This window comes from Bradyrhizobium sp., assembly GCF_030646015.1.
In the GTDB taxonomy this organism is placed as follows: Bacteria; Pseudomonadota; Alphaproteobacteria; order Rhizobiales; family Xanthobacteraceae; genus Bradyrhizobium.
This window is the reverse complement of the sequence record NZ_JAUSLT010000091.1, coordinates 12,654-38,775: the sequence shown is the minus strand read 5'-3', so window position 1 is coordinate 38,775 and position 26,122 is coordinate 12,654. Positions and strand designations below refer to the sequence as shown.

Sequence of the window (26,122 nt, the reverse complement as noted above, 5' to 3'; positions counted from 1 at the left end):
TGATCGGCGACCAAAAGGGCCGGGTCGGATTCGGCCACGGCAAGGCGCGCGAAGTTCCCGAGGCGATCCGCAAGGCGACCGAGTCGGCCAAGCGCAACCTGACGCGCGTCGCATTGCGCGAAGGTCGCACGCTGCATCACGACATCGCCGGCCGTCACGGCGCGGGCAGGGTCTATCTGCGCGCGGCGCCGGCGGGTACCGGCATCATCGCGGGCGGTCCGATGCGCGCGGTGTTCGAGAGCCTCGGCGTCCAGGACGTGGTGGCGAAGTCGATCGGTTCGTCGAACCCCTACAACATGGTTCGCGCCACCTTCGACGCGCTGAAGCATCAGGACTCGCCGCGTTCGGTTGCGGCGCGCCGCAACATCAAGGTGTCCACGCTGCAGTCGCGCCGTGTCGGCGGCGACGCCGAAGTGGTCGCCGAATAACAACACGCGCGTCTCACGCGATTTTCGGAGTTATTGTCATGGCCAAGGCCGCAAAGATGATCAAGGTCGAGCAGACCGGCAGCGCGATCCGCCGCCATCACTCGCAGCGCGCGACGCTGATCGGCCTCAACCTCAACAAGATCGGCCGGGTCACCGAGCTGCAGGATACCCCTGCAATTCGCGGCATGATCGCGAAGGTTCAGCATCTCGTCCGCGTCGTCGACGAGAAATAAGTTCACGTCGTCCCGAGGCGGCCGCGAGTGCGGCCCTCTGGGGAGGACAACCATCGCCCTTCGAGGCCGGGCTAAAGCCCAACTCAGGACGATGGCAGGTAAGAAGGAAGCGAACGATGAAACTCAATGATATCGCCGACAAAGCCGGCTCGCGCAAAGCGCGCATGCGGGTCGGGCGGGGCATCGGTTCAGGCAAGGGCAAGACTGCGGGCCGCGGCGGCAAGGGCCAGACCGCGCGTTCGGGCGTGCGCATCAAGGGCTTCGAAGGCGGCCAGATGCCGATCCATCGCCGCCTGCCGAAGCGCGGCTTCAACAACATCTTCCGGCTCGATTTCGCCGAGATCAATCTCGACCGGCTGCAGGACGCGATCGACGCCAAGCTGATCGACGTCAACGAGACCATTACGGTCGAATCGCTGGTCAAGGCCAAGGTCGTGCGGCGTCCCAAGGCCGGCATGCGGCTGCTCGGCCGCGGCGAAATCAAGGCCAAGCTGAACATTGAGGTTCACGGCGCTTCGAAGACGGCCATCGCGGCGATCGAGAAGGCGGGCGGCACGGTGAAAATCCTGGCGCCGGCAAAGAAGGACGAAGGCGAGGCGGCGTAACATCTGCGTCATCGCCCGCGCCAGCGGGCGGTCCGGCATGCCGAGACGGTAGATTTTTCGAAAGCCGAGCACCAAATTGATGTCCGGCGTCTGCTGAACGTTCCTCCTTCGGAGGGATGACGGCATACGGGGCGCGGGAGAAAGCCAAACATGGTCTCAGCAGCGGAACAACTTGCGGCAAACCTGAACTTCTCGGCGCTCGGAAAAGCCGAAGAACTGAAGAAGCGCATCTGGTTCACACTGGGTGCGCTGCTTGTTTATCGGCTCGGTACCTACATCCCGCTGCCCGGCATCGATCCCAACATCTGGGAGCAGGTGTTCAAGTCGCAGGCCGGCGGCATCCTCGGCATGTTCAACATGTTCGCCGGCGGCGGCATCAACCGCATGGCGATCTTTGCGCTGAACATCATGCCGTACATCTCGGCATCGATTATCATCCAGCTGCTGACCACGGTATCGCCGAAGCTCGAAGCCTTGAAGAAGGAAGGCGAGGCCGGCCGCAAGACGCTGAACCAGTACACCCGCTATCTCACGGTGATCCTGGCCGCGTTCCAGTCCTACGGCATCGCCATCGGCCTTCAGGGCGCCGGCAATGTCGTCAGCGAACCCGGCATGTTCTTCCTGATCTCGACCTCGGTCACGCTCACCGGCGGCACCATGTTCCTGATGTGGCTCGGCGAGCAGATTACCTCGCGCGGCATCGGCAACGGCATCTCGCTGATCATTCTGGCCGGCATCGTCGCCGAATTGCCCTCGGCGCTCGCCAGCATGCTGGAACTGGGACGCCAGGGCGCGCTGTCCACCCCGCTCATTCTGATCGTCATCATCATGTCGGTGGTCGTGATCGCCTTCATCGTGTTCATGGAGCGCGCGCAGCGGCGGCTATTGATCCAGTATCCGAAGCGCCAGGTCGGCAACAAGATGTTCGAGGGCCAGTCCTCGCATCTGCCGCTCAAGCTCAATACCTCGGGCGTGATTCCGCCGATCTTCGCGTCCTCGCTGCTGCTGCTGCCGACCACGGTTGCCAATTTCAATGCCGGCAGCGGGCCGGAATGGTTTCAGTGGCTGAACACGCAGCTCAGCCATGGCCGGCCGCTGTTTCTGTTCTGCTATCTGGCGCTGATCGTGTTCTTCGCGTTCTTCTACACCGCGATCGTGTTCAACCCGACCGAGACCGCCGACAATCTCAAGAAGCATGGCGGTTTCATCCCGGGCATCCGGCCGGGCGAACGCACCGCCGAATACATCGACTACGTGCTGTCGCGCGTCACGGTTCTGGGCGCTGCCTATCTCGCGATCGTCTGCCTGATCCCCGAAATCCTGATCTCCTACGCCTCGGTGCCGTTCTACTTCGGCGGCACCTCGCTCCTGATCGTGGTCAGCGTGACCATGGATACGGTAGCGCAGGTGCAGGGTTATCTGCTCGCCCACCAATATGAAGGGTTGATCAGAAAGTCGAAGCTGAGGGGGCGTCGCCGCTGACGTCCGAAGCCGCGCGTTGCATCGCTTTCGCTGTCCGCGCTTCCGCGCTGATCGTAGTTGGCGCTGGGCAGGATTTTGAAACGAAGGTGCGCGGCGGGCCGCTCACCGAGCCGGGGGGCGAATACGTATGAGACTGATTCTTCTCGGGCCGCCGGGGGCGGGCAAGGGTACCCAGGCACTACGTCTGGTTCAGAAGCACGGCATCGTCCAGCTCTCGACCGGTGAAATGCTGCGCGCCGCGGTGGCGGCGGAGACGGCGGTAGGCCTCAAGGCCAAGGACATCATGGCCAGTGGCGGGCTGGTGCCGGATGAGATCGTGATCGGGATCATTTCCGATCGCCTCGATCAGCCGGATGCGGCGAACGGCTTTATTCTCGACGGCTTCCCGCGAACGGTGCCGCAGGCCGAGGCGCTCGATGAACTCCTGAAGAAGAAGCACATCAAGCTGGATGCCGTGGTGGAGTTGCGCGTCAACGAGAGCGCGCTGCTGCAGCGGGTCGAAACCCGGGCGGCGGAGATGCGCGCGCGGGGCGAGGATGTGCGAATCGACGATACGCCGGAAGTGCTGGCGAAGCGGCTGGCGAGCTACCGTTCGCTGACCGAGCCGCTGATTCTCTACTATTCGGAGCAGCGCAAGCTTCTGACGGTCGATGGCATGATGCCCATCGAAGAGGTGACCCGCGAGATCAACCGAATCCTTGCCGCGATCGGGGCGGTCGAAGCCAAGGCCGCCAGGAAGGCGGATTCGGCCAAGCGAACCGCCAGGAAGGCTAAAACGGACGCCAAAGCCGGCGCCAGGAAGACCGGCGCCAAAAAGACCGTCAAGAAAGCCGCCAAGCCGGCCGCCGGAAAAGCCGCCAAATCGGCGGCCAAGGGGGCCGGGGCTGGCAAAAAAGCCGCCAAAGCCTCCCGGAAGGCCGGGAAAACGGCCTCCAGGGCGGCCAAAAAGGCTGTCCGCAAGGCGCCCGCCAGTTCCAAGGCCCGCGCCGTCGGCAAGGCCAGGAAAGCTGCCAAAAAGGTCACGAAAAGGCGAGCTAAACGCTAGAGACGGTTGACGAAACCAAGTTGAATCCTTTAATAAGCCCGGTATCCAGTCGGATTGTTTCCAGACGATGCCGGGCCCCGAGACAAGCAAGGGGACGGGCGTCGTGTTCGCGTTTGTGGACACCCGCCCAGAATAGCTAAAAACACAGCCGGTCCCAGGGATCGGCGACAGGAGAGACTGCGTGGCCCGTATTGCCGGTGTGAATATCCCGACCAACAAGCGCGTTCTGATCGCGCTCCAGTACATCCATGGTATCGGCCAGAAGAACGCCGCCGAGATCATCGAGAAGGTCAAGATTGCCGAAGATCGTCGCGTCAATCAGCTGAGCGATCAGGAAGTGCTGCAGATCCGTGAAGTGATCGACCGCGACTATCTGGTCGAAGGCGACCTGCGTCGCGAGACCGGCATGAACATCAAGCGTCTGATGGATCTCGGCTGCTATCGCGGCCTTCGTCATCGCCGCGGATTGCCGGTGCGCGGCCAGCGCACCCATACCAACGCGCGCACGCGCAAGGGGCCGGCCAAGTCGATCGCCGGCAAGAAGAAGTAATTTTCGCGAATAGCGAATTGCGAATGGCGAGTAGGGGCCGATCCTTACTATTCGCCATTCGCTACTCACCATTCGCATCAGAGGTGTAGCCGCTGGCATTACGGCGGCGTTGAGATCTTAGGAAAGGTTCTGGAATGGGCAAGGAAGCCACCCGCGTACGTCGCCGTGAGCGCAAGAACATTGCATCCGGTGTTGCGCACGTGAACTCGTCGTTCAACAACACGACCATCACCATCACCGACGCGCAGGGCAACACCATTGCCTGGTCGTCGGCCGGAACGATGGGCTTCAAGGGCTCGCGCAAGTCGACCCCTTACGCCGCGCAGGTCGCGGCGGAAGACGTCTCCAAGAAGGCGCAGGAACACGGCATGCGCACGCTGGAGGTTGAAGTTGCAGGTCCGGGTTCGGGCCGTGAATCGGCGCTTCGCGCGCTGCAGGCGGCGGGCTTCACCGTCACATCGATCCGCGACGTGACCACGATCCCGCACAATGGCTGCCGTCCGCGCAAGCGCCGGCGCGTGTGATTTGACGACCGCGGGCGGCATGGCCGCCCCGCGACGAACTTTGCAGTGTATTTGACGCGGCCTGATCCGCGTTCTCCAACGCCAGTGATGTAGACGGCATGGGTGAAACAGTGACGATCCAGAAAAATTGGCAAGAACTCATTCGGCCGAACAAGCTCCAGGTAACGCCGGGCACCGACGCGAATCGTTTCGCGACGCTGGTCGCCGAACCCCTCGAGCGCGGCTTCGGCCAGACCCTCGGCAATGCGCTGCGCCGCATCCTGCTGTCCTCGCTGCAGGGCGCTGCGGTGCAGTCGGTGCACATCGACGGCGTGCTGCACGAGTTCTCCTCGATCGCGGGCGTTCGCGAGGACGTCACCGACATCGTGCTCAACATCAAGGACATCTCGATCAAGATGCAGGGCGAAGGCCCCAAGCGCATGGTCGTGAAGAAGCAGGGCCCGGGCGTCGTCACCGCCGGCGACATCCAGACCGTCGGCGATGTCGTGGTGCTCAACCCCGACCTGCAGATCTGCACGCTGGACGAAGGCGCCGAAATCCGCATGGAATTCACGGTCGCCGCCGGCAAGGGCTACGTCGCCGCCGAGCGCAACCGTCCCGAGGATGCGCCGATCGGCCTGATCCCGGTCGACAGCCTGTTCTCTCCGGTCCGCAAGGTCTCCTACAAGGTCGAGAACACCCGCGAGGGCCAGATCCTCGACTACGACAAGCTGACCATGACCATCGAGACCAACGGCGCGATCTCGCCCGATGATGCGGTGGCCTATGCCGCGCGCATCCTGCAGGATCAGCTCAACGTGTTCGTGAACTTCGAAGAGCCGCGCAAGGAAGTGGCGCAGGAGATCATTCCCGATCTCGCGTTCAACCCGGCGTTCCTCAAGAAGGTCGACGAACTCGAACTGTCGGTGCGTTCGGCGAACTGCCTGAAGAACGACAACATCGTCTACATCGGCGACCTCGTGCAGAAGTCGGAAGCGGAGATGCTCCGTACCCCGAACTTCGGCCGCAAGTCGCTGAACGAGATCAAGGAAGTGCTGGCCCAGATGGGTCTGCATCTCGGCATGGAAGTGCCCGGCTGGCCGCCGGAGAATATCGACGAGTTGGCCAAGCGCTTCGAAGACCATTATTGATCGAATAATTGTCGTGGCCGGGCGAAAGCGCCGGCCATTGCATTTTGGGCGAACGCAGGCGGCCCACCTGAGCAACGTGTCCGACGAGCCGTCGCGACCGAAAGAGTATTGAGGAATTCAACATGCGTCACGGCAAGGTTCATCGGAAGCTCAACCGCACCGCCGAGCATCGCAAAGCGATGTTCGCCAACATGTGCGCCGCGCTGATCAAGCACGAGCAGATCGTCACCACGCTGCCGAAAGCCAAGGAATTGCGGCCGATCGTCGAGAAGCTGGTCACGCTCGGCAAGAAGGGCGGCCTCTCGATGCGCCGCCAGGCGATCTCCGAGATGCGCGACCTCGACCAGGTCCGCAAGCTGTTCGACGTGATCGCGACCCGCTACAAGGACCGCCAGGGCGGCTATACCCGCATCATCAAGGCCGGTTTCCGCTACGGCGACAACGCTCCGATGGCCGTGATCGAATTCGTCGACCGCGACGTCGACGCCAAGGGCCTCGACTCCGGCCCGGTGCAGGAAAAGTCCGCCGAAGCGGCGTAAGCTTCTGCCAAATCGGGTTTTTAAAGCGGCGCTTCGGCGCCGCTTTTTTGTTGGGCACCTGTCGGGCATCGCCGCCGCAATATGCCGTGGCGCTCGACTTGCAGCGCAGGGCGTTCGACCGCGACCTGTTTTTGGTTGAGGGCGTGGTGGTGGCGACGTAGGATCGCAGGGATCTGGACAGAAAAATGAGCCGATTCTGGAGCAGTTTGACGCATGACCTCCGGCCCTATGTCCCGGGCGAACAGCCGCGCATGGCGGAATTGGTCAAGCTCAACACCAATGAGAATCCATTGGGTCCTTCCCCGCGCGTGCTGGAAGCGATCCGCGGCGAGGCGACTGACGCGCTGCGGCTGTATCCGGACCCGCAGGCGTCAGCGCTGCGGGCTGCCTTGGCCACCTACCACCAGGTTCGACCTGAGCAGGTGTTCGTCGGCAACGGCTCGGACGAGGTGCTGGCGCACGCCTTTGCCGCCCTGCTGAAGCATGATGCGCCGTTGCTCTTCCCCGACATCACCTACAGTTTCTATCCCGTTTATTGCCGACTGTTCGGCATCACGTACGAGGCCGTGCCGCTCGATGCGGCCATGCACATCCGCGTTGCCGACTACCTGCGGCCGGCCGGCGCGATCATCATCCCCAATCCGAATGCGCCGACGGGCGTTGCGCTGTCACGGGCCGAGATCGCTGCCCTGCTGGCGCAGCATCCCGACGTTCCCGTTGTCATCGACGAGGCCTATGTCGATTTCGGCGCCGAGACCGCCATTCCGCTGGTCGCCTCGCACCCGAACCTCCTGGTCGTTCAAACCATGTCCAAGTCGCGGGCGCTGGCCGGCTTACGGGTCGGCTACGCGATCGGCGACGCCGACCTGATCGAGGCGCTGAACCGGGTGAAGGACAGTTTCAACTCCTATCCGCTGGGCCGGCCGGCCCAGGCCGGCGCCATCGCCTCGCTGGAAGACGAGGCCTGGTTTCAACAGAGCCGTATCGGCGTGATCGAAGGCCGCGAGCGGCTCAACCGCGGCCTGCACAGGCTTGGCTTCGACGTGCTGCCGTCCGCCGCCAATTTCGTCTTCGCACGGCATCCGGCGCATGAGGGCGCAGCACTGGCCGCCGCGCTGCGCCAGCGCGCGGTAATCGTCCGTCATTTTTCGGCGGCTCGTATCTCGGATTATCTGCGGATCACCGTGGGCACCGACGAACAAATCGACCGGCTGTTGTCGGAGCTGTCGGACATCCTGGGTAATCCGTAGGGTGGGCAAAGCCATTGGGCGCGCATCGCGCGTACCAATGGCGTGCCCACCATCAATTTCAAGTGAACGCGGACGATAGATGGTGGGCACGGCGCGAAGAGTGCGCCTTTGCCCACCCTACGAACTACCACCCCTCCAGCACGATCTTGCCGCGCGATTTGCCGGACTCCAGGAGCGCATGCGCGCGCTTGAGATTGGCGGCGTTGATGGTGCCGAACGCCTGGTCGAGCGTGGTGCGCAGCACACCCTTGTCGATCAAATCGGCGACGTCGTTGAGCAAATGATGCTGGCCGATCATGTCGGGCGTCTGGAACGATGAGCGCGTGAACATCGACTCCCAGTGCACCGAGACCGCCTTGCCCTTGAACACGCTGAAAGTGAATTCCTGGGGATCGTCGATCAGGCCGAATTTGCCCTGCGGCGCGATGATGTCGGCCAATGCCTTGTAGTGCTGTTCGGTATTGGTGAGGCTTGCGATCAGCGCCACCGGCGGCACCTTCAGTTTTTCGATTTGTTCCTTCATCGGCTTGGCGTGGTCGATCACCGCGTGGGCGCCGAGATCGAGACACCATTTTTGCGATTCCGGGCGCGACGCAGTGGCGACGACGGTGAGGCCGGTAAGGCGGCGCGCGAGCTGGATCAGGATCGAACCAACGCCGCCGGCGCCGCCCATGATCAGGAGCGTGCGCGGATCGACGCTCTTGCCGGGCACGACGCCCAGCCGGTCGAACAGCAATTCCCATGCGGTGATCGAGGTCAGGGGCAGGGCGGCTGCTTGCGCGAAGGAAAGCGACTTCGGCTTGCGTCCGACGATGCGTTCGTCGACCAGATGGAATTCTGAATTGGTGCCCTGGCGCAGGATCGAGCCGGCATAGAACACCTCGTCGCCGGGCTTGAACAGCGTGACGTCGGGGCCGACGGCGTCAACGATCCCGGCGGCGTCGTATCCCAAAATCTTGGTTTCGCCCGCCGGGGGTGCGGCGCGCTTGCGCACCTTGTAATCGACCGGATTGGCCGAAATCGCCTTCACGGAGACGCGGATGTCGCGACCTTTCGGCTCCGGTTTGGTCGCCTCGAAATCGATCAGCGAACTGGCGTCCTCGATGGGAAGCGATTTCTGGTATCCGACGGCCTTCATTGGGCGGTTCTCCTTGTCGCCGGCGGCATACGCCGGTGTTCCCGGCATTACCTGCTGTTTCAGGAGCGAAATTGCAAGGTTTGGACGAAAAACGCGCTCGGATCAGCGCATTGTGTCCGCCGAATCGGGCCATAACCGGCCGATCAAGCCTTGCAGATAGAGCCTTGCAATCGCTTCTATTCGCGGGCCGGGACGCCTATATTCGAACCATCCATTCCCAGGGAATTTTTTCATGTTTGCTGTTCGTATGATCACGGCGTTGCTGGCCCTTGCGGCCGCGGCCAGCCCGGCGATGTCGCAGGACCGCCGCGTGCCGACTTCGCCCGTGGAACTGCGGCTGTCCTACGCGCCGATCGTGCAGCGGGTGCAGCCGGCGGTGGTCAACGTCTACGCCGCCAAGGTGGTGCAGAACCGCAATCCATTGCTCGACGATCCGATCTTCCGCCGCTTCTTCGGCGTGCCCGGCCAGCAGCCGGAACAGATGCAGCGCTCGCTGGGATCGGGCGTCATGGTGGATTCGTCCGGTCTGGTCGTGACCAACAACCACGTCATCGAAGGCGCCGACCAGGTCAAGATCTCGCTCTCCGACAAGCGCGAATTCGAGGCCGAGATCGTGCTCAAGGACAGCCGCACCGATCTTGCGGTGCTGCGGATCAAGGACGGCAAGGAGAAATTTGCGACGCTCGACTTTGCCAATTCGGACGAGTTGCTGGTCGGCGACGTCGTGCTGGCGATCGGCAATCCCTTCGGCGTCGGGCAGACCGTCACCCACGGCATCATCTCCGCGCTGGCGCGGACGCAAGTCGGTATCACCGACTACCAGTTCTTCATCCAGACCGACGCCGCCATCAATCCCGGCAATTCCGGCGGCGCGCTGGTCGACATGACCGGCAAGCTTGCGGGCGTCAACACCGCGATCTTCTCGCGTTCCGGCGGTTCGCAGGGCATCGGCTTTGCGATTCCCGCCAACATGGTCCGGGTCGTCGTCGCCTCCGCCAAGAGCGGCGGCAAGGCGGTGAAGCGGCCGTGGCTCGGCGCCCGCTTGCAGGCGGTGACCCCGGAGATCGCCGAGACGCTGGGGCTTCGCGTTCCCTCCGGCGCGCTGGTCGCCAATGTCACGGCGGGCAGCCCGGCGGCGCGGGCAGGGCTGAAACTGTCCGATCTGGTGGTCGCGATCGACGGCCAGACCGTCGACGATCCCAACGGTTTTGATTATCGCTTCGCCACCCGTCCGCTCGGCGGCACCGCGCAGATCGACGTGCAGCGCGCCGGCAAGACCGTGAAGCTGACGGTGCCACTCGAAACCGCGCCCGATACCGGCCGCGACGAGATCGTCCTGACCTCGCGCTCGCCGTTCCAGGGCGCCAGGGTCGCCAACATCTCGCCGGCGGTGGCCGACGAATTGCGCATCGATGCCGACACCAAGGGCGTGGTGGTGACTGAACTCGCCGATGGCGCGACCGCCGCCAGCGTCGGTTTCCAGAAGGGCGACATCATCCTCGCCGTCAACAACCAGAAGATCGCCAGGACCAGCGATCTCGAAAAAGCGACGCGCGAGTCCGCGCGGCTCTGGCGCATCATCGTGGTGCGGGGCGGCCAGCAGATCAACGTTACGCTCGGCGGATGACCGGAAAGCGCCCACGCGAAAGCACCAACCTGTTTGCTGCCGCAGGGATGGAGCAGGATGCGCCGCGTCCGTTGCCGGACCGGCTGCGCCCCGCCGTGCTGTCCGATGTGGTCGGACAGGATCATATCCTCGGGCCCGACGGCGCGCTGACGCGGATGCTGGCGACGCGGACGCTGGGTTCGCTGGTGTTCTGGGGACCGCCCGGCACCGGCAAGACCACCGTGGCGCGGCTGCTGGCGGATGCCACCGAACTGCATTTCGAGCAGATATCGGCTGTGTTTTCCGGCGTCGCCGACCTGAAGAAAGTATTCGATGCCGCCCGCGCCCGGCGCGAGATGGGCAAGGGCACGCTGTTGTTCGTCGACGAGGTGCACCGGTTCAATCGCGCGCAGCAGGATTCGTTTCTGCCTGTCATGGAAGACGGCACCGTGGTGCTGGTCGGCGCCACCACCGAAAATCCCTCGTTCGAACTCAACGCCGCGCTGCTGTCGCGCGCGCGTGTGCTGGTGTTCCAGTCGCTCGATGCCGCGGCGATCGAGAAACTGTTCGCGCATGCCGAGAAGATCGAAGGCAAGAAACTGCCGCTCGACGCAGAAGCGCGCGCCGTGCTGGTGCGGATGGCCGACGGCGACGGCCGCGCCTCGCTCACGCTCGCCGAAGAGGTCTGGCGCGCCGCGCGCGAGAACGAGATCTTCAATGCCGTGCAGCTGCAGGACATCCTGCAGCGCCGCGCCCCGATCTACGACAAATCGGCCGACGGCCACTACAATCTGATCTCGGCGCTGCATAAATCGGTGCGCGGTTCCGATCCGGATGCTGCACTCTATTATCTCTGCCGCATGATGGATGCCGGCGAAGACCCGCTGTTCCTGGCCCGCCGCGTCGTCCGCATGGCGGTGGAGGACATTGGCCTGGCCGATCCGCAGGCGCTGGCGGTCTGCAACGCCGCCAAGGATGCCTATGACTTCCTGGGATCTCCTGAAGGCGAACTGGCGATCGCGCAGGCCGTGATCTATCTCGCCACCGCACCAAAATCCAACGCCGCCTACAAGGCCTTCGGCGCCGCGATGCGGGTGGCGAAGGAGGGCGGCTCATTGCTGCCGCCAAAGCACATCCTGAATTCGCCGACCAAGCTGATGAAGTCGGAAGGCTATGGCGGCGGCTATCAATACGACCACGACACGCCGGAGGCGTTCTCCGGCCAGGAATATTTCCCGGACGCGCTGGGCCACCAGACCTTCTACGATCCGCCGGATCGTGGGTTTGAACGCGAGATCAGGAAGCGGCTGGATTACTGGGCAAAGCTGCGCCGGGAACGGGGCGGGAGCTAGGGCTCAGTCCTTCGTGCGCTTTTTCAGTTCCGCAAGGGCGCGGCCGGCGAAACGGCCGAGCTTCGTCGCCGTGGAGTCGATCTCGGCGGCATGGTCGGGGCGGCCTGCCTCGAATGCGCTGAACCAGCGGCGGAAGCGCGCGAGTTCATCCGGCGGCAGCTTGGCAACAGCTTCGGCGAGGTCTTCGACTTTCATGTGGTCGATATAGCAGCTTTTAACCTGGGCGGACCTGCGGCAGATGGTTCCGCTCCCGCTTTCAGGGGGTGGCGGCGGGCCTGAATTCATACCGATTTCACCGTGACCATGCGCGGCTTTTGCGCTACCCAACGGCTTGGTCAGGAACCGAAACAATCATGAGCCTCCGCGCGAACAGACCGCTGAAAAGGTATCGCTGGTCCGGCGATCGCCCCACAGCCTCGCATTGCAAAGGCTTGCGTTCGTTGGTCGGGCTGCTTGCAGTCACCTGCGCTCTGCTGTTTTTGGCTGGCGCAGCGTCTGCCGAAACCGTCGAGGTGGCGCCGGGCGTGCAGGTGACGAAGAAAACCTATTCCGGACCGAGCCACGAGCAGCCGTTCTTCGGATTTGCCGTGAAGGATTCGGCGCAACAGGCCGCGGATGAAAAATTCGTCAAGGCGATGCTGGAGGCCGTGGGAACGCGGGAGAAGGCTTTTGAGGAAACCACCAAACGCGGCTGGAGAGCCGTAACCAAGGGCAACGCCAGCGAAGCCGCCCAGAGGTTCAATCAGGCCTGGCTGCTGGCGCCCGAACAGAGCGGCGTTTATCACGGCTTCGCCGTGATCGCTCAAATGCGCTTCCGCGACAATGATTTCGCCGACGAGATGTTCAGGGTCGCGCGCAAGCAGCCCAATCCGCTGAAGTCGCTCAACGCCGATTACGGCAAGATGCTCTTGATCGCCAGGCGGCCGCGCGAGGCGCAGGAGGTGCTGGAGCAGGCCGTCAAGGACACCCCGGATTTCCGCGACGCCTGGACCAATCTGGCCTGGGCCCGGCTGCAGAACGGCGACGCCGCGGCGGCCTGTGCCGCGGCGGACGAAGCCGTCAAGCAACGCCCTTCCGGCAACGCCAATACCGACCTGACTGCCGTGCGCAGCAGCGCGCAATGCAAGTGAGCGGCTATTTTCCCGTTTTGACGAAATCAAGAATCTGATCGCTCAGGCGGGTATCCGCGGAGTTGATCGAATACACCTCCGACATGTGACTGTGCTGCGGCAGCAGCACCGCCCGTGCGCATCCGGCCGTGCGTTTGCACGTCGCTTGCTTCATCCGATCGAATTGCAGCACGAAGCCCTCCGGGTCCAGTTCGGCGGCAGCCAGCATCAGCGGGATGTCGGTTGTCGCCAGCCCCGCCAGCGAGGAGCGTTCGGCATAGCGCGCCGGATCGGTGCCGAAGTAAGCGATCTGGGTTTCGGCAAGCGGCATCGCGGTGATGTCGTAAATGCCCGAGATCATGATCGCGCCGGCGAGGCCGCCGCCCTTCACCTCGTGAAACTCGGGATGCGATACATAGCTCGAGACGTGAACCGCGCCGGCGGAATGTCCCATCAGATAGATGCGCGCGGGATCGCCGCCGCGTTCGCCGATCTTGTGCGAGATCCATCGGACCGCGCTGGCGAGATCCTGGGCCCCCGCCGGCCAGGGCGCCTGCGGGGCGAGGCGATAGGTGACATTGACGCCGATAAAGCCGCTCTTCGCCGCCCACAGCATGATGTTGTCATAGAACGGACTGGTCGGCGTCGTTCGCTTGTTGCCGCCGACGAACGCGCCGCCATGGACGAAGATCAGCACCGGCCGGGGAGATGCGGCCGCCTCCGGCGTGAAAATATCGAGCAGGTTGCGGTCGGCGGCGTCGTATTTGACGTCGCGCTCGATCCTGAGGCCCGGATACGGCTCCTTCTGCTGCAACGGCGCATACAGCGCCACGGTCTTCGGCGGGTCGATGACGCGGCCCATTTCCAGCAGTTTGGCGGCGATCTCCGCCGGCATCGGGCTTTCCTGCGTCCACGCCGCGCTTGCGATCATGGCTGCAACAACGACCAGGGCCGGTTTCGGTAGCAGCATCACGGTAGCTCCTCGTTTGGGCCTGTTTTGACAAGCATGGCCGATCCGATACCTAGTTTTACCCGATTTCGCCGTGACGATTCGCTGCTTTTGCGCTACCCAACGGCCTAATCCGGAGCCGCTGAATCATGAGCCGTCGCGTCAAGAAGCCACTGAAACCCCGGGGCGATCGCCCGAAGGGTGCGCGTCCGTATCGTGGCTCGGCCGCCGAGCGGCCGCCGGCGCGTCCGGGTGGCAAGCCGTCCGCGCGGTTCGCCGCCTCGGCGCCGCGTGCGCCAAGACCGGCGCCGTTCATTCCGGAGCCCGAGAAGATCGTGCCCGAGCCGGCGCCGTTGCCGACCAAGGTGCAGACCGTGGTGGTCACGGCGGACGAGAACAACATGCGGGTCGACCGCTTTCTGGAAGCGCGTTTTCCCGGCCTCTCGTTCTCCCACATCCAGCGCATCGTCCGCAAAGGCGAGCTGCGCGTCAACGGCAAGCGCGCCGACAGCAAGGATCGCATCGAGGAGGGACAGAGCATCCGGATTCCGCCGCTCAAGCTCGATGCGGCCAAGGTCGTCGGCAGCCTCTCGGAGGCCGCGACCAAGACGCTGCAGGCGCTGAAGGACATGATCCTGTTCGAGGACGCCGACGTCATGGTGCTGAACAAGCCCGCGGGGCTCGCGGTGCAGGGCGGCTCCGGCATCACGCGCAATGTCGATGACATGCTGGAAGTGATGCGCGACGCCAAGGGGCAGAAGCCGCGGCTGGTGCACCGGCTCGACAAGGAAACCGCGGGCTGCCTGTTGATCGCCAAGACGCGCTTTGCCGCGGCCGCGCTCACCGGATCGTTCCGCCATCGCTCGGCGCGAAAAGTCTACTGGGCGCTGGTGGCGGGCGTGCCGAAGCCGAAGCAGGGCCGCATCTCGACCTACCTCGCCAAGGAAGAGAGCGAGGATGACACCATCATGGTGATCGCCAAGCATGGCGACGAGGGCGCCAGCCACGCCGTGACCTATTACGCGGTGGTCGAGACCTCGGCGCAAAAACTCGCCTGGGTGTCGCTGAAGCCCGTCACCGGGCGGACCCATCAGTTACGCGCTCACATGGCGCATATCGGCCACGCCATCATCGGCGATCCCAAATATTTCAACAAGGAAAACTGGGAACTGCCGGGCGGCCTGCAGAAGCGGCTGCACCTCCTGGCGCGCCGGATCACAATTCCGCATCCGCGCGGCGGCACCATCGACGTCACGGCGCCGCTGCCGCCACACATGCTGCAATCGTGGAACCTGCTGGGTCTCGAGGCCGACCGCTTCGATCCGATCGAGAACGCGCCGGAAGAATAATTTTGCTTGCGGCATTCTTGCAGGCGATGCGGCGGATCACGACATGGGATCGATGAAGAGATCGTCGATCCTGATGGGCGCGGTGCTGTGGACGCTGATGGCGGCGAGTACCGCCTCCGCGCAAGCCATTCCGCCGGGCGGCTCGCAATTCAACCCGCCGCTGCCTCCGCCGCCGCCGCCCCCGAAGATCGAGGTACCGGCGATCCCGAAAATGGACGCGACGCTGCCAGTGCCGCAGGTCCAGGGGCTGCCGCGCGGTTCGTTCGGCGACCGCATCAGCAAGTGCCTCGAAGACGGCGCCGCCGCGGGGCTCGGCCCCAGCGAACGCTCGGCCTATTCGCGCGCCTGCGCCAATCGGTAGTCCGGGACATTTCCCGGGATTCGCTGTCCGCAAGACACCGGCAAGCTAACGCCGCTTTGATTCAAGCGAATGGATAATGTGCTCGGACAGGAGCTGGGCAGCCGGAGTCAAGGCTCCGGGAGCCCGGTACAATGCTATCTCGGCATCGGGCAACTGGGGCAGGTGATGTTCGACCCCCACCAGCATCAGGCCTTCCGGTACCATGTCCTTTGACATCACTGTCACGCCCAGTCCGGCGCGCACCGCAGCCTGCAGCCCCTCGCTGCTCGGACTGGTATACGAAATTCGCCAAGCACGCCTGTCGGCATTCAGCGCGGCAAGCGCGCGCTTGCGATAGACATCGGGCGCGGGCGCCAGCACCAGCGGCAGAGGCTGATTAGCTTCCAACACGAGTTTGGGGCTGGTCACCCAAACCAGCACGTCGCGCCACACCGGTATTCCGCCTGCCGGCCCCTGAGGTTCGCGCTTCACCATGATCAGGTCATATTCACCTTTTGAAAACCCTTCGAGCAGGCTGAAACTGAAGGTGCAGTTAACCTCGAGAGCTACGCGCGGATGTGCGCGCGCGAACTGCGCCAAAACGTCCGGCAGGTAGACGGTGGCAAAATCTTCGGGAGTTCCGAGGCGAACGCTGCCTTCGACATCGGGCTCCAGTATGCGGGAGCGTGCTTCGTCGGCGAGGTGCAGCAGTTGTCTCGCGTAGTTCAGCAGGATCTCTCCGACGGGGGTCAGGAGGAAATCACGGCCATCCCGCTCGAATACGCGCCGTCCGAGACCGTCTTCGAGCTTCTTGATCTGCAGGCTTACAGTGGATTGGGTGCGCCCGACCCTTTCCGCGGCGCGCGTAAAGCTGGCGTTGTCGACGACGGCGACGAACGTCCGCAGCAAGTCGAAGTCGAATGGGGGTAGGGGAGTGCTCACTGCGCAACCTGCAACCTGCGGTGCCTGCCTATCGGACCGCGCACCTATCTACTACCACGGTTTGGTGGGCTTTTGTCCCGTATGACGCGACCATGCGCAGATCCCCGAGCAGGTCGACGCTTCCACGAACCGGTTTGGTCAGGCCTTCGATTGCCGTCACTTCAATGCTGGTTGGCCTCCTGGAATGGAATTGATGCTTCCGGGCGCGGCCTGACGGGCCCGTTGCTGTGCACCGTTTCAGTCTGCGGCGGCTCCGACTGGCGAGCAAGGGCAGCGGCTTCCGGTGGTGGTCGAGTATCGCCGGATAAATCGGCCAGCCGACGGCGCTCCGCGCGCGGGAGAGCCAGCCTGTCATAGAGAATGGGAACGAGCAGCAGCGTCAGCGCCGTCGCGGTGACCAGACCACCGATCACCACGATGGCAAGCGGTCGCTGAATCTCGGCGCCCGGTCCGTCTGCAAACAGGAACGGCACGAGGCCGAGCGCCGCGATCGACGCCGTCAGGGTGACGGGCCGCAGCCGTCGTCTCGCGCCTTCCATGACCGCCTCGCGAAAAGGCAACGTACCGCGCGCGCACACCTCGTTGATGTAGGATATGAGCACGACGCCGTTCAGGACCGCGATACCCATCAAGGCGATGAAGCCGACCGAGGCCGGCACCGAAAGGAATTCGCCGGAAGCCCACAGGGCGATGACGCCGCCAATGGTTGCGAATGGCACGTTGACGAAGACGAGCGCCGCCTGCCTGAGTGACCCGAATGTCATATAGAGCAGCAGAAAGATGGCTGCGAGTGCAATCGGCACCACGATCGAAAGACGCGCCGCGGCCCGCTGCTGGTTTTCGAACTGTCCGCCCCACACCAGCGAATAGCCCTTGGGGAGGTCAACCCGGGCCGATGCCGCCTTGGCGTCGGCGACGAAGCCGACCAGATCGCGCCCGCGCACATTGGCCAGGATGGTCGAAAAGCGCTGGCCGTCCTCGCGGATCACCTGGATGGGTCCGTCCTCGATCCGGATATTGGCGACCTGCGCCAGTTCGATGGTGCCGCCGCCCGGCAGCACGATCGGTACCCGTCCCAGGTCGGCCGCGGAGGCGCGTTGGCGCGCCTCGCCCCTGACCACCAGAGGCGTTCTCACCTGGCCCTCCAGCACGATGCCGAGCCGCCGGCCGTCGACCCAGACTCTCAGCGATTCCTGTATCTCCTCGGCGTTCAGCCCGAAGCGGCCCGCCTGGGCGCGGTCCACCGCCACCGTGAAGTAGCGCATCCCGGCGTTGCGAAGCGCGAAAACGTCGATCGCGCCCGGCACCGAGCGAATCGCGGAAGCGACGTCGCGGGCCACCCGGTTAAGCGTAGCGATGTCCTCGCCGAACACCTTGACGACGACGTCGCCGCGCGCGCCGATAATCATCTCCTGGACGCGCATGTCGATCGGTTGGGTCAGCGCATAGCTGATGCCGGGAATGCCGTCGAGCACGCGGCGCAGTTCGCCGAGGAACCAGCGCATATCGCCGCCGCGCCACTCCTTGCGCGGGGCCAGCGTCATGAACATGTCGGTCTCGTTGAGGCCGACCGGATCGATGCCGAGTTCGTCGGCGCCAGCCCGGGCAATGATCCGCCGGATCTCGGGAATTTCTGCCTTCAGCGCCTGCTGGATACGTTGATCGGTCTGCGCTGCCTCTTCGACCGAGATGGTGGGAAACTTCCTGATGGTGATGACGGGCGTGCCCTCATCCATCACCGGCATGAACGTGCTGCCGATCCGCGGGAACACGACCGCGACCGCCGCGACGCCGATCGCGACTGCCACGAACATGCCGGCAGGCCGCCGCATCACATAGGCGAGCAACGGATCGTAGCCGGCGTGCAGCTTGCGCACCAGCCACGGATCGGCATGCGCTCCGGTGCGCAGCAAATAGGCCGAGAGCGCAGGAACCACGGTCAGCGAGAGCAGCAGCGCGGCGATCAGGGCCACCACGATAGTGAGCGCGACCGGGCTGAACAGCCGGCCCTCCAGACCCTGCAAGGCGAGCAGCGGCATGAACACCAGGATGATGATGGCGACGCCCGATATGAGCGGCATGGCGACCTCACGCGTCGCCTCCAGCGTCAGGCGCAGACGCGTCGCGAGATTGGGCTTCTCGACGGTGGAAAGGCGGTGCTCGACGTTTTCCACGACAACCACGGCGCAATCGACCAACAAGCCGATCGCGATCGCCAGTCCGCCCAGCGACATGATGTTGGCGGACCAGCCGAACAGGCGCATCACACCGAAGGTCGTCAACACCGCGAGCGGCAAGATCAGCGAAACGACCAGCGCCGAGCGGAGGTTCCCCAGGAACAGCAGCAGCAGTACGATGACGAACGCGATGGCCTCGAGCAGCACCTTCTGCACGGTCCAGACCGCCTTGCCGATCAGCTCGCTGCGGTCGTAGAAGATCACGATGCGGGCGCCCTCGGGCAGTTGCGGCCCAAGTGCATCGAAGCGCGCCTTCACGCCGTCGACGACGGTGCGTGCATTGGCGCCACGCAGACCCAGCACCATGCCCCAAACGGCCTCACCGGTCGCCTCCGCCGTTACCACGCCGTTGCGGGCGAGCGAGCCGAACCGCACGTCGGCAATGTCGCTGACCCGCACGATCGCGCCGTTGCGTGTCGTCACGACGATGTTGCGGATATCGTCCAGCGTCTTGATGCGTCCTTCCGAGCGCACCAGCAACGCTTCCTCCCCATTTCGGATACGTCCGGCCCCGTCATTTCGGTTGTTGACCTCGACAGCCTTTTCGAGCATTTGCGTGGTGATGCCGCGTGCCGCCATCGCGGAGGCCGATGGGATTACTTCGAAGGTCCGCACATGGCCGCCCAGCACATTGACGTCGGCAACACCCGGAATGCCGCGCAGCGCCGGCCGGATTGTCCAGTCGAGTAGCGACCGCTTCTCCTGCGCTGACATGGTCTCCGATTCAATGGTGAACATCACCATCTCGGCAAGGGGGGTCACGATCGGGGCGAGGCCGCCGTCGCTGCCGGCGGGAAGCTGGTCGCGCACCTCCTGCAGGCGCTCATTCACCTGCGCGCGAGCCCAGAAGATGTCGGTGCCGTCGGCAAACTCGAAGGTCAGCAGCGCGACCGCGTATCGTGTCGTCGATCGCATGCGCACGAGATTAGGGATGCCACGCGCGGCCAACTCGATGGGAGTCGTGACCCGGCTCTCGAGTTCCTCGGGCGTGAGGCCGGGCGCCTGCATCGAAACGAGTACCTGAACCGGTGCGACATCCGGAAAAGCGTCAATCGAGAGCTTCTGGTAGGCGGTCGCACCCCAGATCGCCAGCGCGACCGCCGCGATAAAGACGATGAGTCGCTGCTTCAGTGCGATGTCGACAAATCCGGAGAGCATGGCTTAGTCCTTGTCCAATGCCGCGAGTTCCGAAAGCAGCGCGATGATGCCGCGATCGGCCACCTCGTCATCCGCGGCGAGAGCCCCCCGAACCGAAGCGCTGCGCGCGGTCTCCGAAATGACCTGGACAGGGCGCGCGCGAAATCCCTGGGGATCCTTCACGAATACCCAGGCCCGGTCACGGTGACGTACGATCGATGTCGCGGGTACGGACCATTGCGCTGCGCCATTCTGGCTGATGCGGATGGTGGCCAGGACCGCCAGTCCCGGGCGGATCGCGCCATTGGCCGAGCCGATCTCGGCAACCGCCATGGCGGACTGCGTCGAGGCATCGACGGTGCGGCCGATCCGGACGACGCGGCCCTGGACGCCGTAAGCCGGGATCACAACCGTCTGACCCGCTGTGAGCGCCGGCAGGCGCGCGGCCGGCACCTGGATGTTGATCCAGAGCGGCTCGAGAGATGCGAGGGAGATCACCGGTGCCGCGGCCTCCACGCGCTGTCCGGGGCTGGCGTCGCGCCGCACGACGGTGCCCGTGATCGGAGCGTGCACCGTGACCGAACTCAGGATTCGCCGTGAGCTGCGCAACGTCTCGATATCGGCATCGGACATTTCCATCAGGCTTAGGATCTGGGCCCGCTCGTCGAGACGCGACTTGGCATTGATGGCTTCCGTTTCGACGACACGCAATTCGCGCTCCGGCGTCGCCCGGCTTTCCCACAGAAAGCGGATGCGGCGCAGGCGGTCCGCAGCCAGCGCCTCGTCGGCCATCGCAGCCAGATATTGCCGCTGCGCCTCGACCAGATCGGGCGAGCGCAAGCGCGCGATCGGCTGGCCGGCCGTCACGTTTTCGTCGGTGGCGACAAGCACCGCCTCGACCAGGCCGTTCGCGGGCGCAGCGACCACGCGGAGCTGGGAGGGAGGGATCGCCACCGTGCCGGGCAGCGACAACTCGGTCTCGCCGCGCTCCGGTACGACCGGCGAAGTCCCGATGCCGGCGGTGCGGATCTCACGTTCCTCGAGTGGGATCACGACGTCGCTGGATTGATCGGCTACAGGACCCGCGTTGACCGAGGCAGCGTTGCCCAGCGACAACCAGCAAAGCAGGAGCGACGCGACGATTCGTTTCGAGGTAATAAGCGCAGTCATAGTGCTAATCCGAGTCCAGTTTACTGACGTGATTGGTTAACCGCCTTGTCGTCCAGGCTTTGGAAACAAAACTGCCGTCGCTGCTTCATCCGCGAGGTAAAAGGCAGCCCCTGCAATGCAAGAGGCTCGCGTAAAGGCAATGCGGCGCGCAGGTGCTCGCGCCGCACGCGATGGTCAGGGCCGGGCCGGTTGACAAGCGTTGGTCGGGCGGCTTGGTCGAACCATACTTGCTCCTCAGCAACGATCATCGGCCTCCTGAACTTCGCTCGACGCAGGCGGTTTGGAACGGCGATCCCTTTTCACGACGACAATCAACTTCGATGGTCCGCCGCGCGCCGGTATTTCATACTGACGAAGTTCTTCCCTCATGAATTTCGATTGAACTTCCATAGGCTGCACGCTTGTCTTCATAGCTGCTTGCTCCTCTCTCAACCTGATACGGAGTTATTCTCTTGGTGCTCGATTTGGGAAACGAGTTTTTCCGCTGTTTTCCATTGGAAAAACCGATGCATGAGCTTCGCGGCCTGGCGCGGGCCCGGCCGAGGGCTCAGATCTGCCCGATGAAGGCCTCGGCGTACCGTCGGGCAGCCCGTCGGACCCTCAATGGACAGCATTGAGCAATCCAATTGGCGTTCGTTCGGACGCGCCTCTATCAAGGGTGCGATCCGAAGTGGCAGGCCAAAATGAAGGAAGGCCGATTACGATGACACCGCATTTTGACACAAGTAGCGGCGCGGAACGGATTGATGAAGACACGCGTGAAGGCGAGATCGCTCGCAGAAGCGTGCTCTTCGGGCTATGGGCTGGAAGGCATGCAGGACTGGAGGGCGACGCGCTGGAGACTTACGCTCTCTCGATTCACTTGGCTGATCACCGAATTCCAGGTCATGATGACGTGATCGCGAAAGTTGCCGCCGACCTGGCTTGCTGCGGAAACCCGATGAGCGACCGGGGATTGCGCACCTGTTTTCGGGAGATGGCGCTGCGAGCCAGTCTGTAGCTTCTATCAGTCGCTGTCGAAGATGGACGATTTCAGACAGTTGGCAGAGGTGATAATACGCAGCGACGACAACGACTCGAGAATTGACGTCTGAATCTTCGAGGTCGGACGGCGGAGGACCTCTCATAAAATCCACCCTACCGCTCCGAAGAAGCAACTTCAAAAGCTTGTTTGACTAGAAAGGGCCTTGCGTTGAGGCAGATCAACCTCGATGTGGCCCGGGAAGTCGATACTGCGATTTGTTCGCGATTGCATATGCAGATTGGGGAACCCGATGGCTGTCAAGGATGTCCTTCTCGCACTCACGACCTATCCGGACCCCACACCGGTGTCCGCGGTAGAGGAAGCGATCGCGTTCGCATCTGCTGTTGGGGCCCAGATTTCGGCCATTGCTTGTGCGGTCGAAATTCGAGCTCCTGGAAGTTTCTTGGCCGATATGGTGATGGATATTCAAGCGATGGCCGCTGCTGAGTCCAGAAAGAGCGCGACAAATGCGGAGAGCCTTCTAACCGCCTTCCGAGATGCCGCGGAGAAGCAGGGGGTCTTCCAAGATCGAATACTGGATCGGTGCTTGAAGCCGGAGGTCCCCGAACTGCTTGTCGAATATGCCCGTCTCCGAGACCTGACAATCGTACCTCTTCCGGAGGGCGACAATGTTGAGCAATGGTGCGCCGAGGCGATAATTTTCGGTTCCGGACGCCCCACACTTATTATTCCACAACCACGAAGACGCGCTGATTCTTTTGCCCTAGATACGGTGCTTATCGCTTGGGATTTCAGTCGGCCTGCGTCCCGGGCCGTGGCAGATGCCACTCCGATTCTGCAAAAAGCGAAGCGCGTAACCGTCATCACAATTACAAACGAGAAAGTAATTGAAACGCCGCGGTCCGGCGCCGAGCTGGCGAAGCATCTGGCGCGCCATGGCGTTCAGGTCGCCCTGGACACCGTCGACGCCGAGGGTCGTGCTATTGGAGATGTCCTCAGGTCTTGTGTTGCCTCGCGGAACGCCGATCTTCTCGTTATGGGGGCCTATGGTCACTCGCGTGTGCGAGATTTCATTATGGGAGGGGCAACCAAGAGCATGATTGCTCAACCGCCGCTCCCGATATTGCTCTCACATTGATTGGCCCTCCAGAGGAAGTCCGTCGCTCGTCGCGATCAGGATGTCCACTGAGTCGCCATGACTTGCCGATCCCGCGCGAGCACCTTGCGATGACGATGGACGACGATCCAGCGCACGTCGCCCTGCGGCGCTCGCTTACGGTTGGTCCGCTCCTCCTCTACGGGCTCGCCGTGATCGCAGGAGCGAGAATTTACGTGGCGATCCTACGGTGATTGGTCGGGCCGGTGCGGCGGCTCCGTGACAGCATCTGCGAGGTGTGACCCGCTACTTCGGCTTACCTTTGGACCTTTCGGTCGCCCGTTGCGCCGGGCTGCCAGGCACCCAGCCTGTGGGTAACGCCGCGGGCTCGGCCGGCATAGCGCCACGAGTACGCAGCAGCGAAAGGGCGATCGAGCCCCCGATCAGTACCGCAGTAATGAGAAGCGCCAGCTCCGTCGGGATGAATTTTTCGCCATAGAAATAGTTGGCGATCATCTTGCCGCCGACCACGACGAGGATCAACGACAACGCGTACTTAAGGTAGATGAAACGCGGCACGATCCTAGCGAGCGCGAAGTAAAGCGCACGCAGGCCGAGGATGGCGAACACGTTCGCAGTATAGATGATGAATGGATCCCGTGATACGGCGATGATCGCCGGGATCGAGTCGACCGCGAACACGAGGTCGGTGAACTCGACCATCATGAGGACAAGGAAGAGCGGCGTCGCGAACAGCGCGCCGTTGCGCCGCACGAAGAAGCGCTTGCCTTCGTAGCTCTCGGTCACGCGCAAGCGCAGTCGCAGGAGCTTGAGAACTACGTTGTTATTGATATCGGGCTCAGCATCGGCGACCAGCAGCATCTTCACGCCGGTGACAATCAGGAAGGCGCCGAACACGACGGCCATCCACGCGAACTTGTCAATCAACTGTACCCCAGCGAAGATCAGGATGCCGCGCATGACCAGCGCGCCGAGAATGCCCCAGAACAGCACCCGGTGCTGATACTGTGCCGGAACGGCGAAGTAGGTGAAGATGAGGACGATGACGAAGATGTTATCGACGCTAAGCGATTTCTCGATGAGATAGCCGGTCAGGAACTCGACGCCGGCCTGCTCTCCGCGGATCCAGAAGAGGCCACCGGCGAAGAGTAGCGCCAAAACGATATAGAAGAGGCTTAGCCACAAGGCTTCGCCGATCTTAATCTCGCGTTCCTTCCGGTGAAGGACGCCGAGATCAAGAGCAAGCAAAGCCAAGACGAACAGGTTGAAGCCGAGCCACGCCCAAACGGTCTCTCCCATCATCGAGTCCTCCAAGTGTGCTCGCCGAATTCCGACGTATGCGCCGACTTAATATTCCCAGCTTTGCCACTCGGCCCCCATCGGCGACCGCGTCATGCCACCCGGACTCCGCCAAGCGAAACGTCCCAACCATAACGGGTGACGCCACTATCCCCTTATTGCGCGCCGCCCGGCAGGGTGTCGCGCGCCGTGGCGTTTTCGCCGTCCTCGGTCATAAGGTCTCTGAAAAACTTGGGGGCCACCCGATGCCTGAAAGCGCGACGCCGACAATGTCTGGTTCAAAGCACAAGACTTCTGCTCGCAGCGAGTACTTCGCGTTTGGGGTGACGTTTAACTTTGTGCGTTATTGAACTGCCCCACGTCGCATACAGGCCGTTACTCTAGCCGATGACCGCATTCACGGCATTTCATATCAATGCCACCTGCGAGGCCTTTCGCGCATCGCCTACATTTGCCTCGCATATCGCCCAGCCGCGAGGTCATGCTCGTCGCGCTCGTGAATAATATTGGCGCGGCCTACCAGGAGGTCGTCCACCGGACCGATGCGTTCGGCGTCCTTATCTTTGTAGGGCATGGCATGTAACACGTAACGCATGGCGTTGAGCCTAGCGCGCTTCTTGTCATCCGACTTTACCACTGTCCAAGGCGAATCAGCGGTATCAGTGTGAAAGAACATAGCCTCCTTCGCGCGGGTGTAATCGTCCCATTTGTCGAGCGAGGCGAGATCGACCGGCGATAGCTTCCACTGCTTGAGCGGGTGCACCTCCCGCTCCTTGAAACGTCGGCGCTGCTCTTCGCGGCTCACCGAAAACCAGAACTTCACGAGGTGGATCCCGCTGCGAACGAGGTTGCGTTCGAACTCCGGCACCTGACGCAGGAACTCTTCATACTCCGCTTGCGAGCAGAAGCCCATCACATGCTCGACGCCGGCGCGGTTATACCAGCTACGATCAAACAGCACTATCTCGCCGGCGGTCGGCAGATGCTGGACGTAGCGCTGGAAATACCATTGTCCGCGTTCGACCTCGCTCGGCTTCTCGAGAGCCACCACCCGCGCGCCACGCGGATTGAGATGCTCCATGACCCTTTTGATCGCGCCGCCCTTGCCAGCCGCGTCCCTGCCCTCGAACAGAAGGATGAGTCTCTGCTGCGTGGCCTTCATCCATGCCTGCAGCTTTAGCAGCTCCGTTTGCAGGACGAATTTCTGATCCTCATAGTCACGCCGCAGCATCTTGAACTTGTAGGGATAGCCGCGCCGCCAGTCGTCGGCGAGTTCGTCGCTAGTGCGGCGCTGACTGTGGTCGCGCAGGGGAACCGCCGGTCTGGTCCCATCGGGCGCGGAAGGACTCTCGGTGCCAGCCTCCGCATGCTTGGACTCCTCCAATGCGGATCGTAGGCGTGCCGCGTCATCCGGCGCTGCGCCGGCCAATATCGCTTTTATTGGCTCGCTGTCCGGTGCGAGTTCTGGTGGACCGTGCCGGATCGCCTCGATGGCCGCGACCGCTGCCTCCTGCTTGCCTTTCGTCGCCTGCTCGACAGCGAACTTCTGTATGTCATCAGTGGTAAGCGTGGGCGCTATGTCGCCCTGCTTTACAAGAGCATTCAG

At 63.1% G+C, this 26,122-nt stretch carries 26 protein-coding genes; 17 read left to right on the top strand and 9 right to left on the bottom strand.

The genetic code is table 11. From position 1 onward, the window contains the following. The 10 genes from rpsE to hisC form a co-directional block, all read left to right on the top strand. Positions 1 to 428 (top strand): 30S ribosomal protein S5 (gene rpsE / locus Q7T45_RS14760; RefSeq protein WP_304871682.1); only part of this gene is annotated, 428 nt, incomplete at its 5' end. A gap of 38 nt (positions 429 to 466) precedes the next feature. Continuing rightward, the gene (rpmD, locus tag Q7T45_RS14755; RefSeq protein ID WP_304871681.1) at positions 467 to 661 is read left to right on the top strand and encodes a 50S ribosomal protein L30; all 195 of its coding nucleotides are present in this window, start codon (positions 467 to 469) and stop codon (positions 659 to 661) included. A gap of 116 nt (positions 662 to 777) precedes the next feature. Then, on the top strand, positions 778 to 1,266 hold the full coding sequence (rplO, locus tag Q7T45_RS14750; protein WP_304871680.1) for a 50S ribosomal protein L15: 489 nt from the start codon (positions 778 to 780) through the stop codon (positions 1,264 to 1,266). Positions 1,267 to 1,416: 150 nt separating this feature from the next. After that, positions 1,417 to 2,748: a preprotein translocase subunit SecY gene (secY, locus tag Q7T45_RS14745; RefSeq protein ID WP_304871679.1), complete on the top strand. Its 1,332-nt coding sequence runs from the start codon at positions 1,417 to 1,419 to the stop codon at positions 2,746 to 2,748. Positions 2,749 to 2,875: 127 nt separating this feature from the next. After that, positions 2,876 to 3,793, top strand: a complete 918-nt coding sequence (locus tag Q7T45_RS14740) for an adenylate kinase (protein ID WP_304871678.1) — start codon at positions 2,876 to 2,878, stop codon at positions 3,791 to 3,793. Positions 3,794 to 3,974: 181 nt separating this feature from the next. Further along, positions 3,975 to 4,343: a 30S ribosomal protein S13 gene (rpsM, locus tag Q7T45_RS14735; RefSeq protein ID WP_304743644.1), complete on the top strand. Its 369-nt coding sequence runs from the start codon at positions 3,975 to 3,977 to the stop codon at positions 4,341 to 4,343. A 134-nt stretch (positions 4,344 to 4,477) separates the two neighbouring features. Beyond that, positions 4,478 to 4,867 carry a 30S ribosomal protein S11 gene (rpsK, locus tag Q7T45_RS14730; RefSeq protein ID WP_007603045.1) on the top strand — a complete coding sequence of 130 codons (390 nt, stop codon included), beginning with the start codon at positions 4,478 to 4,480 and terminating at the stop codon, positions 4,865 to 4,867. Between the two features lie 98 nt (positions 4,868 to 4,965). Further along, the gene (locus tag Q7T45_RS14725) at positions 4,966 to 5,997 is read left to right on the top strand and encodes a DNA-directed RNA polymerase subunit alpha (RefSeq protein ID WP_304743642.1); all 1,032 of its coding nucleotides are present in this window, start codon (positions 4,966 to 4,968) and stop codon (positions 5,995 to 5,997) included. 122 nt (positions 5,998 to 6,119) lie between these two features. Beyond that, entirely contained in the window at positions 6,120 to 6,536 is a 417-nt protein-coding gene (rplQ, locus tag Q7T45_RS14720) for a 50S ribosomal protein L17 (protein WP_304743640.1), read from the top strand. Positions 6,537 to 6,721: 185 nt separating this feature from the next. Beyond that, a complete protein-coding gene (gene hisC / locus Q7T45_RS14715; protein ID WP_304871677.1) occupies positions 6,722 to 7,786 on the top strand; it encodes a histidinol-phosphate transaminase in 1,065 nt (354 codons plus the stop codon). A 124-nt stretch (positions 7,787 to 7,910) separates the two neighbouring features. On the opposite strand, the gene Q7T45_RS14710 is transcribed toward hisC, so the two are convergent. Then, positions 7,911 to 8,924, bottom strand: a complete 1,014-nt coding sequence (locus Q7T45_RS14710; protein WP_304871676.1) for a zinc-binding alcohol dehydrogenase family protein — start codon at positions 8,922 to 8,924, stop codon at positions 7,911 to 7,913. 247 nt (positions 8,925 to 9,171) lie between these two features. On the opposite strand from Q7T45_RS14710, the gene Q7T45_RS14705 reads away from it, so the two are divergent. Beyond that, positions 9,172 to 10,551, top strand: coding sequence for a DegQ family serine endoprotease (locus Q7T45_RS14705; RefSeq protein WP_370691277.1), 1,380 nt, complete (start codon positions 9,172 to 9,174; stop codon positions 10,549 to 10,551). Further along, complete coding sequence (locus Q7T45_RS14700; RefSeq protein ID WP_304871674.1) at positions 10,548 to 11,882, top strand: replication-associated recombination protein A; 1,335 nt, start codon at positions 10,548 to 10,550, stop codon at positions 11,880 to 11,882. Before Q7T45_RS14705 ends, Q7T45_RS14700 begins: the two co-directional genes overlap by 4 nt. A 3-nt stretch (positions 11,883 to 11,885) precedes the next feature. Here Q7T45_RS14700 and Q7T45_RS14695 read toward each other — a convergent pair whose 3' ends face one another. Continuing rightward, positions 11,886 to 12,233, bottom strand: a complete 348-nt coding sequence (locus Q7T45_RS14695; RefSeq protein WP_304871673.1) for a hypothetical protein — start codon at positions 12,231 to 12,233, stop codon at positions 11,886 to 11,888. 80 nt (positions 12,234 to 12,313) lie between these two features. Between Q7T45_RS14695 and Q7T45_RS14690 the strand changes: the two genes are divergently transcribed. Then, entirely contained in the window at positions 12,314 to 13,012 is a 699-nt protein-coding gene (locus tag Q7T45_RS14690; RefSeq protein ID WP_304871672.1) for a tetratricopeptide repeat protein, read from the top strand. A gap of 4 nt (positions 13,013 to 13,016) precedes the next feature. On the opposite strand, the gene Q7T45_RS14685 is transcribed toward Q7T45_RS14690, so the two are convergent. Beyond that, positions 13,017 to 13,961, bottom strand: coding sequence for an alpha/beta hydrolase (locus tag Q7T45_RS14685; RefSeq protein ID WP_304871671.1), 945 nt, complete (start codon positions 13,959 to 13,961; stop codon positions 13,017 to 13,019). A gap of 128 nt (positions 13,962 to 14,089) precedes the next feature. Here Q7T45_RS14685 and Q7T45_RS14680 point away from each other — a divergent pair, with 128 nt between their 5' ends. Together Q7T45_RS14680 and Q7T45_RS14675 are read left to right on the top strand one after the other, a co-directional pair. After that, on the top strand, positions 14,090 to 15,289 hold the full coding sequence (locus Q7T45_RS14680) for an RluA family pseudouridine synthase (RefSeq protein ID WP_304871670.1): 1,200 nt from the start codon (positions 14,090 to 14,092) through the stop codon (positions 15,287 to 15,289). A 43-nt stretch (positions 15,290 to 15,332) separates the two neighbouring features. Next, positions 15,333 to 15,650 carry a hypothetical protein gene (locus tag Q7T45_RS14675; RefSeq protein ID WP_304871669.1) on the top strand — a complete coding sequence of 106 codons (318 nt, stop codon included), beginning with the start codon at positions 15,333 to 15,335 and terminating at the stop codon, positions 15,648 to 15,650. A 45-nt stretch (positions 15,651 to 15,695) separates the two neighbouring features. Here Q7T45_RS14675 and Q7T45_RS14670 read toward each other — a convergent pair whose 3' ends face one another. The 4 genes from Q7T45_RS14670 to Q7T45_RS14655 form a co-directional block, all read right to left on the bottom strand. Further along, the gene (locus Q7T45_RS14670; RefSeq protein ID WP_304871668.1) at positions 15,696 to 16,538 is read right to left on the bottom strand and encodes a LysR substrate-binding domain-containing protein; all 843 of its coding nucleotides are present in this window, start codon (positions 16,536 to 16,538) and stop codon (positions 15,696 to 15,698) included. Between the two features lie 194 nt (positions 16,539 to 16,732). Next, entirely contained in the window at positions 16,733 to 19,966 is a 3,234-nt protein-coding gene (locus Q7T45_RS14665; RefSeq protein ID WP_304871667.1) for an efflux RND transporter permease subunit, read from the bottom strand. 3 nt (positions 19,967 to 19,969) lie between these two features. Beyond that, positions 19,970 to 21,115 carry an efflux RND transporter periplasmic adaptor subunit gene (locus tag Q7T45_RS14660; RefSeq protein WP_304871666.1) on the bottom strand — a complete coding sequence of 382 codons (1,146 nt, stop codon included), beginning with the start codon at positions 21,113 to 21,115 and terminating at the stop codon, positions 19,970 to 19,972. 20 nt (positions 21,116 to 21,135) lie between these two features. Further along, positions 21,136 to 21,363: a hypothetical protein gene (locus Q7T45_RS14655; protein WP_304871665.1), complete on the bottom strand. Its 228-nt coding sequence runs from the start codon at positions 21,361 to 21,363 to the stop codon at positions 21,136 to 21,138. A gap of 455 nt (positions 21,364 to 21,818) precedes the next feature. Here Q7T45_RS14655 and Q7T45_RS14650 point away from each other — a divergent pair, with 455 nt between their 5' ends. Next, positions 21,819 to 22,115 (top strand): ATPase inhibitor subunit zeta, encoded by a 297-nt coding sequence (locus tag Q7T45_RS14650; protein ID WP_304871664.1) that lies wholly within the window; start codon positions 21,819 to 21,821, stop codon positions 22,113 to 22,115. Positions 22,116 to 22,389: 274 nt separating this feature from the next. Next, positions 22,390 to 23,238, top strand: coding sequence for a universal stress protein (locus Q7T45_RS14645; protein WP_304871663.1), 849 nt, complete (start codon positions 22,390 to 22,392; stop codon positions 23,236 to 23,238). Positions 23,239 to 23,502: 264 nt separating this feature from the next. Here Q7T45_RS14645 and Q7T45_RS14640 read toward each other — a convergent pair whose 3' ends face one another. After that, positions 23,503 to 24,519, bottom strand: a complete 1,017-nt coding sequence (locus Q7T45_RS14640) for a TerC family protein (protein ID WP_304871662.1) — start codon at positions 24,517 to 24,519, stop codon at positions 23,503 to 23,505. A 442-nt stretch (positions 24,520 to 24,961) separates the two neighbouring features. Beyond that, positions 24,962 to 26,008 (bottom strand): polyphosphate kinase 2, encoded by a 1,047-nt coding sequence (gene ppk2, locus Q7T45_RS14635; protein ID WP_304871683.1) that lies wholly within the window; start codon positions 26,006 to 26,008, stop codon positions 24,962 to 24,964. Positions 26,009 to 26,122: the final 114 nt, after the last annotated feature.